Here is a 15535-nt window from a genome sequence, read left to right on the forward strand (position 1 = left end):
TGAAAATGAATATAATAGGACCTGCTGGAAATTATGAGAAATTAGAAGCAGCAATCAAAGCTGGAGCAGATGAAGTTTACTTTGGGCTTAAAGGTTTTGGAGCTAGAAGAAATAATGATAATCTTGGCTTTCAAGAACTATTAGATGCTATAGACTACGCACATCTTCATGGTGTTAAATGTCTTTTAACATTAAATACTGTAATGAAAGACATTGAATTAAAAAGTGTCATAAAAAACTTTATGCCCATATATGAACATGGTATAGATGCCGTTATAGTCCAAGACTTAGGACTAATATCTATACTTCGTGAAAATTTTAAAGACCTTACCATACATGGTAGTACACAAATGACTGTATCAAATCATGTAGAAGCAAATTTTTTAAAGTCTATAGGTCTATCACGTGTTGTTTTAGCAAGAGAGTTATCTTTTGAAGAAATTAAACAAATCAGAGAAAATACAGATATAGAGCTAGAAGTATTTGTTTCAGGTGCAATGTGCATATCTTATTCTGGTAATTGCTATGTAAGTAGCTTTATAGGTGGAAGAAGTGGAAATCGTGGTATGTGTGCGTATACTTGCCGTAAAGCTTTTAAACAAGATGATGGAAAATTATGCTACACACTATCTCCAAATGATCAACTACTAGAATATGAGGAAATAAAGAAATTAGAAAATATAGGTATAAATGCTATTAAGGTTGAAGGACGTAAGAAAAATGAAAATTATGTTTATGAAACTGTTAGCTACTACCGTGATGTATTAAATGGTATTAATAGAAAGTCTGAAAGCTACAAGCTATTTAATAGAGGTTATTCGAAAGGATACTTTTATCTAGATAACAAACTAATGAATACAAAGTATTCATCAAATTTTGGATACTTAATTGGAGTTAATAAGAATAATAGTATACATCTTTATGATGAACTTGAAAATGGTGATGGAATACAATTTGTAAATTCACACTTTAAAACCCTTGATGGAGTATTTGTTAATAAGATTCTATGTAAGGGTAAAAAGGTTAAAAAAGCCTTTTCTGGTGATATTATTACCCTTGATATGCCCAAAGATACTGCCTTTATTTACAAAAACTATAGTAAAGCTTTAAATGATGAAATAAAGAATAGAATAACAACTAAAAAGAGATATATAGGTATTGATATTAGCCTATTTGCAAAAAAAGATGATAATATACGTTTAGTGTTTAAGTATAAGTCATTTAGCATAGAAGTTTTAGGCCCTGTAATATCAGAACTTAGTAAAAACAAAATCACAAATGAGGTTATAGAAAGTAAGGTATCTGAATTAGGTGACACACCTTTTATTGCTAAAAGCATTAACGTTATTTATGATGGCACTTCCTTTATACCTTTTAGTGAATTAAAGAAGCTTAAAAGAACTGCTACTGACTTACTTAAAGAAAAAATACTTGATTCATATAGAAAAGAGCCTGTAGTTGTTAATTTCAAAATTTATCCTAAAGAAAATACCAAAAAGAAATATATTCTTTCTGCACTAGTTTCAACAAAAGAACAAGAAAAAGCTTGCATTGATTTTGGGATAACTAAAATTTATCATTCTGGTTTTGATATATCAAAAGAAATGAATCTTAACAAAAAAGAAATTAAAAATGTAGGTAATCTTGCATATAACTTCCAGCAAATACGATTAGGTGAAAAAGAAAATATATTACAGTCTACAAACTGGAACTTAAATATTTTTAATAATTACAGCTTAGACTTTATGAAAAGATTTAAGAATATAGACACCGTATTCTTATCACCTGAATTAAGCTACAAGCAACTAAGACACCTTACATCAACTAGCCTAAAAAAAGGACTTGTTATATACGGACATCTAAAGAGTATGTATATAGAGCATGACTTAATGAATAAAAACTATATGCAAATACAGGGTGAATTCTTTGATAGATATATTTTAAAACGTAATAGTTTAAATAATGTAGAGTTATACTTATATAAGCCTATGAATCTTATACCTAAATTAGATTTAATAGAAGAACTGGGATTAGATGAGTTAAGACTTGACTTTACTTTTGAAACTTATGATGAAGTAATTAAAATATTAAAAAGTATAAAAAAAAGGGAAGGAAAATACAATCCTTACGCCTTCAATATGGGAGTTTCATGATTTTTAGCTCCCATTTTTTTAAATTCTGTTGGTGTTATTTGCTTATACTTAACAAAGTTATTATTAAATGTCTTAACATTGTTATAACCTACCTTAAAGCAAATATCTATTATACTATCATCAGTTGTTTTTAATAACTCACAAGACTTATTAATTCTTGTATAGTTTAAAAATGAACTGAAATTTCTATCCACATAAAGTAATAATAACTTATTAATCTTAACTTCATTAATACCAAACTTTTTAGCTACCATATATATGTCAATTTGATCATTATAGTTTTTCTTTACGAAGTTTATAATCTCAAAGGCAAGATGTTTATCCTCTTCAGATGAGGTTATAAATGACGCTCTATATAGCTGTCTATATACTGCTGGTGTCATATTTTTTTTCATATTCCAAACCTTTGTAATATGTGAACCATCTACAAATCCTGCAATCTGTGCAATTTCATCTAAGTTTAAATTAGTATAAAGTAAAAGCTCCTCTGTCTTTTGTAATCTTATCTTATACAACAACTCATTGAAAGTTAAACTTGAAAATGCTTCTATATATTTTCTAACTGTTGATTCACTCATGAAAAAGATTGTTGCTAATTTCATTATCGTCAACTTTTCAGATGAATGTGCATAAATGTATTTTATTATTGTTTGTCCCATTGAAAACTCTGATTTTTGTTCTGCATCTGCTACATTTCTTGAAATTTCTATTAACAATTCTATTATTTTTAATAGAACAGATAATTTAGTGAACTTATCCTCATTATACTCTGATAACTCAAGTATATTCTCATCACCCATTTCATTACGTATATCTAGCATTAATTTTACTATGCCCTTGACTGATTTAGAATCAAAGCTAATCTTTTCATTTTTATCTATAGCCTCAAATAGACTAGTATTTGCGTTAATAAGACTATTTAATATACTTGTTAAATGTAGTCTACTATATGAAAGTATGATATAGTTTATAGGTTTTTTTATTTCATATATTTCTAGCACCGTCCAAGGTGTTACATTTATCAATGTATCTTTTTTTACTTTATACTCATTTTTATTTATCTTAACTGTTGCATCTCCACTAAGTATAAGTATCATTTTATCTGTTGTATACAAAAAACCTTTTGCTTCCTCTAATACTTTAATCTGTATACTAACACTTTTTTTTATATCATACTTTGATGTAGTATCTATTTCGTTTAACATTACCACTCCTTTATATGAAAACAATTAGGACAAGCCGTTTATAACTTGCCCTAAATGTTATTATTAATCTTCTATATATGAATTTTCTCTTTCACATCTTGCTTTTGATTTAAAGAATACAACTATAGCTATTATTGCAACTATTGCTGCTATTACAAAGCTTATTAATGAACCTTGTGCTGTTATATTCTTATTTGCATCTATAAAGAATCTACCAAATCCTTCTGGAGCTATTATTATATATGATATACATACTAATGTCATAAATATAGCTGGTATAAGTGTGATTAAGTAATTCTTCTTACGTTTCATCAACCATGTAGATGCTGACCATAATCCTATCATAGCTAATGTTTGGTTAGACCATGCGAAATATCTCCATATTATATTAAAGTCTACTTGAGATAATATTCCACCAACTATGAATAATGGTATAGCTATCATATATCTGTGTTTTATTGATTTTTGATCTAGATGTAACATATCAGCGATTGATAATCTTGCACCTCTAAATGCTGTATCCCCTGAAGTTATAGGAGCTGCTACAACACCTAAAACTGCTAGAACTGAACCAACGCTACCTAAAGTTATCTTTGCAACCTTATTAACTACTACTGGTGCTTTACCTGCTGCTGCAAGCCCTGTTAAGTGTGCAGCGATTGTGTGATCAGTACCACCAAATAATGTAATAGCTGCTGCTGCCCAAATTACTGCTACAATTCCTTCACCTATCATTGCTGCATAGAAGACTTTACGTCCATCTGCTTCTGTTTTTATACATCTTGCAATTATTGGTGATTGTGTTGCGTGGAATCCACTTATTGCCCCACAAGCTATTGAAATAAATAGGAATGGGAATAATGTAAATTTAGAATTATAATTTATTTTATTTGCCAATTCTGTAATTTCTGGTGTGTAGTATTTTCCAGTAACATTCATATATATTAATGAAATTGAAATACCAACTGCCATAAAGAACAATGCTAAACCAAATAATGGATATAGTCTTCCTATTAATTTATCAACTGGTAAAATTGTTGCAAGTATATAATATACAAATATTACTACTATAAATATGTTATATACATGAGCATTCATCTTACCACAAACTAATGTTGTTAAAATTTGTGCTGGTGAAGTTAAAAATACGACACCTACTAATACTAGTAATATTATTGAGAATATTCTCATAACTTGTCTTGCGAATTCTCCCAAATTATTACCAACTATTTCCCCAACTGTAGCACCTTTCATTCTTACTGATAACATACCACTAAAGAAATCGTGTACTGCTCCAGCAAATATACAACCTAATACTATCCATACAAATGCCATAGGACCAAACATAACCCCAGCTATTGCACCGAATATTGGTCCTGTACCAACTACGTTTAAAAATTGAATAAATAATGATTTAAATGTTGATAATGGAACGTAGTCAACACCATCTGGTTGAGCTATTGCTGGTGTTGGTCTACTATTATCTGAACCAAATACTTTGTCTACATATTTTCCATAGAAGACATAACCTAGTATAAGGATTACTAATGATAAAATAAATGTATACATAACTCCTCCTAAGTTTATATAATATTTACATTCTAATTATATTATGATTTTTCTATTATGCAAATAAACTTAATTACAAATTTAACTTACGGTTTTTCTATCATTTCTTTTGTATTCCCTAAATTTTTTTTATCACTTAAGACTGTTATTACAATATTTTTTGCTTATTTTATATATTTTTAATATATATTAAAAATCATCTTAATACAAAAAATCTTCCGTCATTTTTGTTTTATCTATCAATTTTTTATAAACTTTAGATTTTTCTAAAAGTTCTTTATGAGTTCCAACACTTTCTACCTTACCTTTATCAATAACTACAATATTATCTACATTTTCTATAGACTTCATTCTATGTGAAATTATAATAACTGTCTTATTCTTTATTAACTTATTAAGACTTTCTTGAATCTTATTCTCATTATCCACATCAAGATTTGCAGCAATTTCATCTAAAATAAGTATGGGTGCATCTTTTAAAAATGCTCTTGCAATAGATAATCTTTGTCTTTGACCACCTGATAATTCTAATCCATTTTCACCTATTATAGTTTCATAACCATTAGGAAGTTTTTCTATAAATTCACTACAATTAGCTAGTTTTGCTGCTAATTTTACCTCATCTTCTGTTGCATTTTGTCTTCCTATACGTATATTTTCCATAATGCTTGTGTTAAATAGGGTGACATCTTGAAAGACTACAGAAATTTTTTCAAATAATGACTTTGTTGATATATTCTGTATATCTTTACCATCTATTAGAATTTTTCCACTATCATAATCATAAAGTCTTGATATTAGTCTTAAAATACTAGTTTTACCACTACCAGATTCTCCTACAATAGCTGTTACTTCTCCTTGATTAGCTCTAAAACTTACACCTTTTAACACTTCAATATCTTTATCATATGAAAAATGTACATCCTTTAATTCTATATCATATTTTCTAAGTTCTGTATCAACACCTTTTTGTAGTTTTTGTGTCATTATTTCCTTTATTCTATCAACCATTGGTGTAAGATAATATATCTCCATAACTCCTTCTTTTGAAGAATCTATTGCATCTTTAATTTTTATTGCACATAATAGATAAGAAACAAGGTAAACAGCATTAATTTCTCTTTTAATAATTAAGCTTATACCCACAAGTATGACAATAGCTAGACCTACAAAACTAAATATTTGTGAAATTGCCATAATTAAAATCATGTTAAATTCAGATTTTATGTGTACTTTTTCTCCTTCTTCCATATTATTATAAAGTATATTTTTCATCTTTTCTACGATATTAAGGCTCTTTATTTCCAACTGCATTTCAATATTTTCTTGAAAGCTTTCTGAATTTCTTCTTAATATATCAAAATATTTCTTATGTAAAAAAACTTGGTATTTTTTCGATAAGAAAATAAAGATAAAACTGAATATTGTCGGTATTATTACAGCCAACCCCATTTTAACATTCCCAATTAACATTAAAATTGAAATTATCGGGAAAAATATTGCCATTCCATATAGCTTTGGTATTGAATGGCTTATAGCGTGTTCTATACCACTAATATCTGACATTATAGTTTGTGATATATCAGATAGATTATTTTTAGAAAAATATGATAGTGGCAATTCTGATAATTGCTCTGCTATTCCTATTCTTAAATTTGCACATTCACCAAAAGTTGTGTTAAATAACTTTTCATACTCAATATTAAGAAAAATACCTAATAGAACAAGTGATACTATAGCGAATATTATATAAAAACTCTTTGTTTCAACTAAACCTTCTAGTATTTCTCTTGCAAAAATCATAAGTACTATTGCAGGTAACATATTAATGAGATATATAATAAATGAGAGTATAGTAGCTTTTACCAAATTATTAGCTCCATCTTCTGTAAGAGAAAATTTTTCCTTATAATACTTCTTCATGTTCTACCCTCCATTCATTTGCACTATTAAACTTTTCTTGTAACTTCTTGTATTTTGTATCCTTTGACATTAAATCTTTGTCGCTACCTCTTTCAATAATTTGCCCATTTTCAATTACTAATATTTCATCTACATTTCTAATACTTGTTAATCTATGAGCTATCATTATAACAGTCTTACCTTTTATTAAATTCTTTAAAGCTCTTTGTAGCTCATATTCATTTTCTGGATCTATTGAAGCTGATGCTTCGTCTAGGATAATAATATCTGAATTTTTTAAAATTGCACGAGCTATAGCTATTCTTTGTTTTTCACCACCCGAAAGATAAACTCCCTTTGACCCTATTATTGTATTTTCTCTATCTTTAAATTTTTCTAATATAGAATCACAACCAGCTAAATGTAGGGCATTCATAACTTCTTCTCTGCTAGCATTTGATTTTGCAAGCAGAACATTTTCCATTATACTTAATTTAAATAATTTTGCATCTTGGAATACAAAAGATATTGCATCTACAATACTTTTTTTAGTATATTGTTCTATAGATTTTCCACCTATCTTTATACTTCCATTATCTACTCTGTAAAATCCTGAAATAAGTTTAGCTATTGTTGTTTTACCTGAACCTGAACTTCCAACTAGAGCGTAATATTTACCACTTTCTAGCTTAAATGATAAATCTTTCAATACTATTTTTTTATCGTATGAAAAAGTTACATTAGCAAACTCTATATCATAATTTTCAAATTTTTCTATACTACCATGTTTCATTTGATCTTTTTGCATACTTTCATACAATTTTTCCAAACTATCAACTGCATAATTTGCTTGAAAAATATACATTGAAAACCACATTATTCTCATAAATGACACGAAAATAACGCCACTTAAAAATGTAATCATTATTAAATCTACTAAAAGTCCTTTTGAATTACCGAAAATGGGTAGCATTAAGACTATAGGTATAATTAAAATCGATACAAGTCCAAAAAATATCCATTGATACAAAACATATGCTTTTTTGCAAGAATTTGAATATTCATAAGCATATTTAGAGTAATCTTTAATAGATTTATATAAGTTTTTAAATGACTTAACTTTCATTCCAAATATTTTAATGACTTGCATTCCTCTAACATATTCCACAGATTCAGCACTTAATTTTTCTAATGATTTTTGATATATTTCCATAAATTTTGACTCACCCATCATAGCTGCTAATATTCCACCACAAATTATTATTAATATAACTAAAATGATACCTACTCTAATACCCACTACAAAACTTAAAACTATAGTTAATATTGGGATAATAAATGCCTGTGAACTATCTGGTATCATATGTGCTACAACTTGATGTGTTTGTGATGCATTATCATCTAATATCTTTCTAACCTTTCCAGAAGGATTTAAATCAAAAAATTTAAAACTAGACTTGCTAAGACCTTCTATACCTTTTTTTCTTAAGTTAGTTTCTAATCTAAATCCAACTAAATGTGAAAAAGTTCCCGATACAATATACGATAATGCCCCAAGCACTAAAAAAACAACCGTTCTTATGGCTAAATATTTTGAATTTTCTAACTTATTTTGCATTATTAGTTCATATAGAAATCTATAAATGTAGTAATATGCAAGAACTGTTAGAAAAGCAGACACTACAGAAAAAAATATTGCAAGAAGTATAAAATACTTTTTTTCTTTGATATATGAAAAAAGCTTTCTATAAACAAACATACGCTCCTCCTTTATGATATAAATAGACTGAAATTTACTTTCTTGTGCTTTTATTATATATCTTGTATAATAATAAATGCAATAATTATCGTTAGATATGTCTAAAAGGATTAATGTCTAATCAGGATATTTTGGAGGTTACATATGAATTACTATGATTTTGTAAAAAAATATATGGGTACTGATGAAAATTTAGATAATACAAAATATTCAAGAGTTGGTCACTCTTTTAATTTGGACACACAAAAAATCAAAGGGGTTTATTGGTTTTATCAAACCGATGAATTCATTATCGATATACATGACTTTTTTATAAAAAAACAAATAATCTCAAATAAAATATATAATATTTCTAACTATATTTCTATATACACTTGCTATTTAATTAGTGCAAAAGGTGAGAAATTTAGCCCTTACCAAACTCTAAGTTCTAATTCTTTATACTCTCTTGATTTTGATAATATGGCTAAAGATTTTCGCTTTATACTACATGAAAATTCATACTATTTATCTGTTTCTATTGGTTTTAAAAGAGAAGTATTAGAAAGAAAACTTAAAGCCCTAAATATTGATTCAAAGACTTTTTATTCAGAAATATTTTTATCTAATCAAACTATACTAACAAAAGTATTAGAACCTATTGCTTTTGATATTTTAAATTGCAAAAAGGAATCTCTTTCTGCTAAATTTTTCTTTAATGCAAAAGTTAATGAATGGTTAAGTGTGCTTATTGACACATATCTAAATAAAAAAAATTTTAAGTTATTTCCTGATGATGAAGAATGCCTTGAAAATGTATCAAAATATTTAGATGATAATTTTTCAAAAGATATTTCTCAAAATATTTTAGAAAAAATTTCAATGATGAGTGGAACTAAGCTAAAAAAGCTTTTTAAAGAAAAATATGGTCAAACAATAACAGAATACACACAAAGAAAGAGAATGAAGATGGCAGAAATGTTACTAATTAACACAGACATAAAAATACAAGAAATAGCAAAATCTGTAGGTTATCTTTCACCTAGCAAATTCAGCACTTACTATAAAAGATATATGGGCATCTTCCCTAGCGAAGTAAGAAAAATGAAGAAGTGAAATTATATAGACTTTTAAGGTTGTTGAATTGTAAAAAACAACAACTTATACATCCCCTCGTATTAATAATGCCCAATTTTTAATAAATATTATACCTGCTATTAGAAGAGCACATCCTAAGCCTGAATAAAAGAATGCAATAAAATATTCTGGCAAAATTTTTAATGCTCTTAAACCTATTCCTCCACCCATCATAATTATCATTATAACATACGACTTCACATCAAAAAAATTCCAGAATGCTACATAGTCATCATAGCTTAATATTCTTTCAGTATGCTTTTGACTCATTTTATAAAACATTGAACCAAATATTATAAAAATTATAAAAGATAAAAGATAAAGATACCACTTACCCTCAATACCCATATATGAAATTACACCTAGTCTTGCAACATTAAAACCAGCCACACACCAAATAAGTCCAGCTATTATTAATAGATTTATTTTCTTAACTTTAAACATACATACCTCCTCGATTTATGTCATTTATAGGAATAATTATATCATTTTTTTGATTTAAACCCAACAAAATTTTAGATTAAATAGTTTAATATATACTTAACTAAAGAAATCCTATTGTTTGGGATACCGCTTGATAATGGTCTCCAAATCCTGCTGACTGTTTTGCCATCCACATCGGTGTTCCGAGTTTTCGAAGACCCCATATTCTCTTTTCACTTGTTTTCCAATGTTTTCATATGATTATTCTCATCCTTCTCCTAAGGTGCTCATCTATCCTTTTCAATGCATACTTCATATTACCTATTCTAAAATAGTTTATCCACCCTATAATTACTTGATCCTCTGGAATCTTTTAACTGAATCTTCGTGTGATCTTGCTTTCTATTCTGTTTTGTCTTTCCAAAAGCCATATCCTAAATATTTTAATTTCCTTGGATTTATGACTTTAGATTTTGTTACATTTACTTATAGTCTTATTTTCTTTTCTATCTGCTTTGTTAATGACACCTTTACTCTATTAGCTGATGCATTACTTACTACTGCAATTATACAATCATCTGCACACCTTACAAAGTTTAATCTTCTTGTCTTTAGTTCTTTATCTAATTCATTTAGCATTATATTACTTAAAAGTTGTGATAGATTTCCTCCTTGTGGTGTTCCCTTAGTTGTTTCTTCATATTCCTCATTTATCATTACTCCTGCATTAAGGTATTTCCTAATTAGCGACTCTGTGTCTGGGTCGTTTATGAGGTTATGAACTAGGGTCATGAGTTTATCTTGTGGAACATTATCAAAGGACTTCTCTAGGTCTATATCTACAACATAAATGTTTCCGTCATTGAAGTACTCAAGTAATTTAACTATCGTTTCTTCTCACCTATACCTCACAGTACAAACCTTGGGAATTGCTATGAGGTTCGCTGACAACTACGCCCTACGTGAACTTTAACCACAGATTGATGACATGCCCGTCATACAAAAAAGAGATAACATTACTGCTATCTCTTTCAAAATTTCAATATTAAATTTATGCCTTTTAGCACCTCTTTAAAATAAATCTTCTAGCCTTTTCCAATTTTCATTATTCATTTCTTCTGTATAGTCTGTGTTATTAATATAAAGTCTTGTACCTTTATCTCTTACAAACCCCCAATTTATTTTACGTCTATCTGCATAGTCCTTAAATGCATAGAATTTATTTTCGATTTGCTTATCAATATTTTTACTGATACCTTTTCTTTCTCCACCTTTAGTTTCAATTATCCAAACATTTCTATTTTTCTTTTTGACTATATAGTCGGGATAAAATAGATATTCTTTGCTTAGATTATTACCATAAATAATTGATAGATATTGCCTACCTGTATCTCCGTTTTTATAGTACCAATCTACATCATCTCTACTTTCAAGATAGTTTTCTAAGAGTTGTTCAGAGGTTGATCTAAACCCTGATGTTGTCATAGAGGTGTTATATTCTTTATAAGCATTTTTTTCATACTCGACTACTTTTGTTTCATATGGAAGATACTTATAAAAATCTTCTAAAGGCAATTTCCACTTTTCAGTTTTCTTATCCAAGATTTGCATTTGTCTTGCAATTGCAGCTAGATCTAAAAAGTCATCTCTAAGTTTATAGGCATTGTTTATCATAAAAGCATACCACTCACGATTAGAAAGATTTAATAACTTTTTTCTTGATGGTATATTTTTATAGAAAAGATGTTGAAGAATTGCCCTCATTTTGTTAGATGGCACACCCGTCACTTTTTTAATCATATCAACTGCATGCAAACAATCAATTCCATGATCGTGAGTTGAGACTTCATAAGCTATTGCCCTATTTTTACCTTGCTTTTCATCAACTATATCTTTGAGTTTTATAAACTTACCAGTCCTAAAGGTAGATATAACTTTTGTTCCCACTATAAAACCATAAGACTCTAATAGTTTTTCATTATCCTTTTTAATGTTGGTTAGTTTATATTTGTCTTTAAAATAGTCATAAGCTCTATCTATAACTAGTACTTCATCTACAAACTGATAGTCTTTATTTCTAAATTCTTTTACAAGTTCAAAATCTTTGCACTTGTCTTTTAAAAACAACCTCTTAACCTCATAAGCGTTTCCACCCTGTATAACAGATTCTTTATATTTTTCATCGAATGTATAGAGGAAACAAAAATCTAATAGGTCGTTGTCATAGTGCCTTGCTCTTGGCATTCTTCTTATGCGTCCTATTGTTTGTGTTTCAAAGGTTTCTGTCATGTTTTCACGAAGTTTAACAAGTATCTTTGCTCTCGGACAATCCCAACCAGTTGATATGGCTTGTTTCATAATCAAAAAGTTTGATTTTGAGTCTTCCTCTGTAACATCAAGTGTATTTATTTTCTCCTCACTTAACCATTTAGAAAGCATTTTATTTTTATAGGTGTAACTCATGTTTGTTAGATGTTCTTCTACAAAAGTAACTAAGGACTCACTAATATCTGGAAATTGTATAATTACTAGGGGATTAATTTCCTCTCCTATCTTCTCATACTCGACTTTAATTTCTTTTCTCTTTTCATCGGCTTTTTGTATTAGATAAATAGCTTCACTTTCAAGGTCATCCATCTCGTCAGCTTCAAGACTAGGGTTTATATAAAGTGTCTTTGTTATTAGACCAGAATTTATTACCTCTTCTTCTGGTATTTCGTAAAATTCTGCCATCGGATTTTTGACAGTTGTTGCCGATACTCGTATCTCTCTATCTGAATTAAGGGCAAACAAAATATCGTCTGCTTTTGATGTGTTATTCAAATGCTCCTCGTCAATAATTGTGATAAAAGAAAGTTGCTCTCTATGTGCTTCTGCAATTCTTTCAAAAAGATTTTTCTTTTCACTATCTTTAAGGGCATTATTATTTTTATTGGTTATCATTTCCCAGTTTATAAAATAGGTATAACCTCCCTTGAAACCTTGTAGAAGAGCATCGTGTATATTAGCAGATTTTGCATGAGGAATAAATTCGTCCATTTTATCTTTTGACTGCTCCTCTAAATCTCCCTTACCTGGAGTAAGCCAGACAAATACCTTATTAGGGTCCTGCCACAAAAGATAGTCATAGATATAAGAAAGTAGAATTATTGTTTTGCCAGACCCCGTCGGACTTTTTAAAATGATTTTTCTTTTTGCATTTGGATCTGTTGTTTTATCCAAAAGATAATTTTTGGCATCTGTTTGAAAATTAAATAAATCTAACATCATAATTCGTTCACCTCTCTTAATTCTTCTGTGAAATAGTAGTCTGGAATAGTAACAACTTCAAGTTTCCTTTCCTCGATAATATCCTTGATTTCATTAGTTAGTAATATGAATGATGTAATATATAAGATGCCATTTTCTTACATTTCAGAAAGTGCTATATTTAAGTCTTCATCAGATAAAATAATTCTTCTACTATTCCCATCAATCTCGCACATATTTTCAAGCTTCACCATTTCCTTGATATAATCAAGAAGCTTAGAAGATAAAATCTCCTCATCTTCTGAAAGTTTTGGTATAAATTCTGTTTTATAATATTTAAGGTTATGAGGTAGTTGTTCTTGGATATTCTCCATTCTTTGATAAGTAATTTTTTCGCAAATATTATTTTCATTGTTTGTACAAAGGATATATTTCCTGTTTCCACCATCTTCTTTATTAAGCTGCATAACTGCATGACCTGTCGTTCCGCTTCCCTCTCATGTCAAGCGACTGACACAAAATATATTGTCTATATTTATCCAGCAAAAAGAGAGTGATTCCCCACTCCCTCTTGCGTCTATTTCCATATGATTTTTTGAACTATACTACCTTCACAGATAACTAAGTCAACATACTTTTCCATAAGTTCTCGTGTAAGTTCATTATCTGTTACTACTTCTATTTCATTAGAAGATAGTTTTATCTTTTCTTCAATCCTATCATTTTCATTATCTATCTGGTTTTTACTTTCTACAAACTTAACTTTCGTCATTTTACCAAGCTTATATTTTTCAAAATCAGACATCTTTTTTGCCTGAAGCTTCTCTATCTTCTTCTCTATATCTTTAATATTTATTTTTTCTTTGGGCTTTACTTCTGCTTCACCATATTTCTCTTTAATAAGTGCAAGTACCTGATTCTCTAACTTATCTACTCTTAAATTTCTATGTTCTACATTATTACACTTGCAGATCCTACAATGAAAATACTTGTGTACTCTCATACTTCCATCTGGTCGTTTAAACTTTGATTGAGTAAGTCCCAGAATATGATTACAAGTGGGACATCTTGCAAATCCTTGTAATGGCGATTTTGTCCTCCAAGGATAATCTGTATTCTTTCCTTTTAAGAAGCTATTCTTTTCTTTAATTTCTTGAACCTTATAAAACTCTTCTCTTGAGATAATAGCTTCATGATGATCATAAACTCTACCCCATTCTTCTTTAGGATTAAATTTAAAACTGCCAGAAGTCAATACCGACTTCTCTTGCATATTGAAGACATAAGTACCTGTATAATTTTCATTGGATAAAATATCTACCACTGTACCATTTGTCCATGTTGGTGCATCTCTTGTATCTGATGACACTATATTATATTCATAATCCATATTGGTAAGTTCTTTTTTACGCTCGTTTGGTGTTGGTATATTCTCTTCATTCATAACTGCTGCAATCTTTCTTGATGCAAGTCCTGTAAGTGCTAAGTCATATACCTTCTTCACAATCCAGGCTGTTTTTTCATCAATAATGATGTTGTGCTTATCATCTGGATTTTTCATATAACCAAAAGGTGGACTCCAAGCAAGAAACTTTCCTTGCTTCTTAAGTTCAGTAGTAACTGTCTTTATTTTCTGAGAAATATCTTTTGTATAGAAATCATACAACAAACCTTTAAACTGAATATCAAGGTCTGTTCCGTTTCCTTTTTCCCTAGCACTATCGTAGCCATCATTAATCGCAATAAACCTAATACCAAGAAAAGGAAAAATATTCTCCAGATAATCACCAAGTGAAATATAATCTCTCATAAACCTCGATAAGTCTTTTACAATGATGACATTGATTTTACCATTCTTAACTTCCTCAATCATTCTTTGAAAAGATGGTCTTTTCTCATTTGTTCCGGTATATCCGTCATCAATATATTCTTCTCTTTGGAAGCTTTTAAATTCATCATTTCTATCCAGAAAATCATTCAGGAAATACCTTTGATTAATGATACTTTTTCTCTCATCTTTCTTCATCTGATCTTCTACAGATAATCTGATATAAAGTGCAATTTTACTCATCATTTACGCCTCCCATCAAACTATCCATATTAAATTTAAAGATTATTTCAAAGTTATGATTGCCATAAACAATTATCTTCTCTACTAA

Annotated in this window: 12 protein-coding genes; 2 read left to right on the forward strand and 10 right to left on the reverse strand. The window is 28.9% G+C overall.

The window, feature by feature from the left end; genetic code table 11:
* Positions 1-5: 5 nt before the first annotated feature.
* Positions 6-2153 (forward strand): peptidase U32 family protein, encoded by a 2148-nt coding sequence (locus IMK15_RS02800; RefSeq protein WP_192941810.1) that lies wholly within the window; start codon positions 6-8, stop codon positions 2151-2153.
* On the opposite strand, the gene IMK15_RS02805 is transcribed toward IMK15_RS02800, so the two are convergent.
* The 4 genes from IMK15_RS02805 to IMK15_RS02820 form a co-directional block, all read right to left on the reverse strand.
* The gene (locus tag IMK15_RS02805; protein ID WP_192941811.1) at positions 2126-3358 is read right to left on the reverse strand and encodes a helix-turn-helix domain-containing protein; all 1233 of its coding nucleotides are present in this window, start codon (positions 3356-3358) and stop codon (positions 2126-2128) included. The genes IMK15_RS02800 and IMK15_RS02805 overlap by 28 nt on opposite strands.
* 63 nt (positions 3359-3421) lie before the next feature.
* Entirely contained in the window at positions 3422-4927 is a 1506-nt protein-coding gene (locus IMK15_RS02810; protein WP_192941812.1) for a carbon starvation protein A, read from the reverse strand.
* 201 nt (positions 4928-5128) lie between these two features.
* Positions 5129-6850 carry an ABC transporter ATP-binding protein gene (locus IMK15_RS02815; RefSeq protein WP_192941813.1) on the reverse strand — a complete coding sequence of 574 codons (1722 nt, stop codon included), beginning with the start codon at positions 6848-6850 and terminating at the stop codon, positions 5129-5131.
* Positions 6834-8588 carry an ABC transporter ATP-binding protein gene (locus tag IMK15_RS02820; protein ID WP_192941814.1) on the reverse strand — a complete coding sequence of 585 codons (1755 nt, stop codon included), beginning with the start codon at positions 8586-8588 and terminating at the stop codon, positions 6834-6836. Before IMK15_RS02820 ends, IMK15_RS02815 begins: the two co-directional genes overlap by 17 nt.
* A 144-nt stretch (positions 8589-8732) precedes the next feature.
* Here IMK15_RS02820 and IMK15_RS02825 point away from each other — a divergent pair, with 144 nt between their 5' ends.
* Positions 8733-9683 (forward strand): helix-turn-helix transcriptional regulator, encoded by a 951-nt coding sequence (locus IMK15_RS02825; RefSeq protein ID WP_192941815.1) that lies wholly within the window; start codon positions 8733-8735, stop codon positions 9681-9683.
* A gap of 45 nt (positions 9684-9728) precedes the next feature.
* On the opposite strand, the gene IMK15_RS02830 is transcribed toward IMK15_RS02825, so the two are convergent.
* The 6 genes from IMK15_RS02830 to IMK15_RS02850 form a co-directional block, all read right to left on the reverse strand.
* A complete protein-coding gene (locus IMK15_RS02830; protein ID WP_192941816.1) occupies positions 9729-10148 on the reverse strand; it encodes a hypothetical protein in 420 nt (139 codons plus the stop codon).
* Between the two features lie 232 nt (positions 10149-10380).
* Positions 10381-10497: a group II intron maturase-specific domain-containing protein gene (locus IMK15_RS06695; protein WP_408022175.1), complete on the reverse strand. Its 117-nt coding sequence runs from the start codon at positions 10495-10497 to the stop codon at positions 10381-10383.
* Between the two features lie 116 nt (positions 10498-10613).
* A complete protein-coding gene (locus IMK15_RS06450; RefSeq protein WP_319016684.1) occupies positions 10614-11015 on the reverse strand; it encodes a reverse transcriptase domain-containing protein in 402 nt (133 codons plus the stop codon).
* Positions 11016-11198: 183 nt separating this feature from the next.
* Positions 11199-13397: a DEAD/DEAH box helicase gene (locus IMK15_RS02840; RefSeq protein ID WP_192941817.1), complete on the reverse strand. Its 2199-nt coding sequence runs from the start codon at positions 13395-13397 to the stop codon at positions 11199-11201.
* Positions 13398-13534: 137 nt separating this feature from the next.
* Entirely contained in the window at positions 13535-13843 is a 309-nt protein-coding gene (locus tag IMK15_RS02845) for a hypothetical protein (RefSeq protein WP_226869176.1), read from the reverse strand.
* Between the two features lie 110 nt (positions 13844-13953).
* Positions 13954-15447 (reverse strand): recombinase family protein, encoded by a 1494-nt coding sequence (locus IMK15_RS02850; RefSeq protein ID WP_192941818.1) that lies wholly within the window; start codon positions 15445-15447, stop codon positions 13954-13956.
* Positions 15448-15535: the final 88 nt, after the last annotated feature.

It is taken from the genome of Sneathia sp. DSM 16631 (assembly GCF_014892235.1).
Lineage (GTDB): Bacteria > Fusobacteriota > Fusobacteriia > Fusobacteriales > Leptotrichiaceae > Sneathia > Sneathia vaginalis.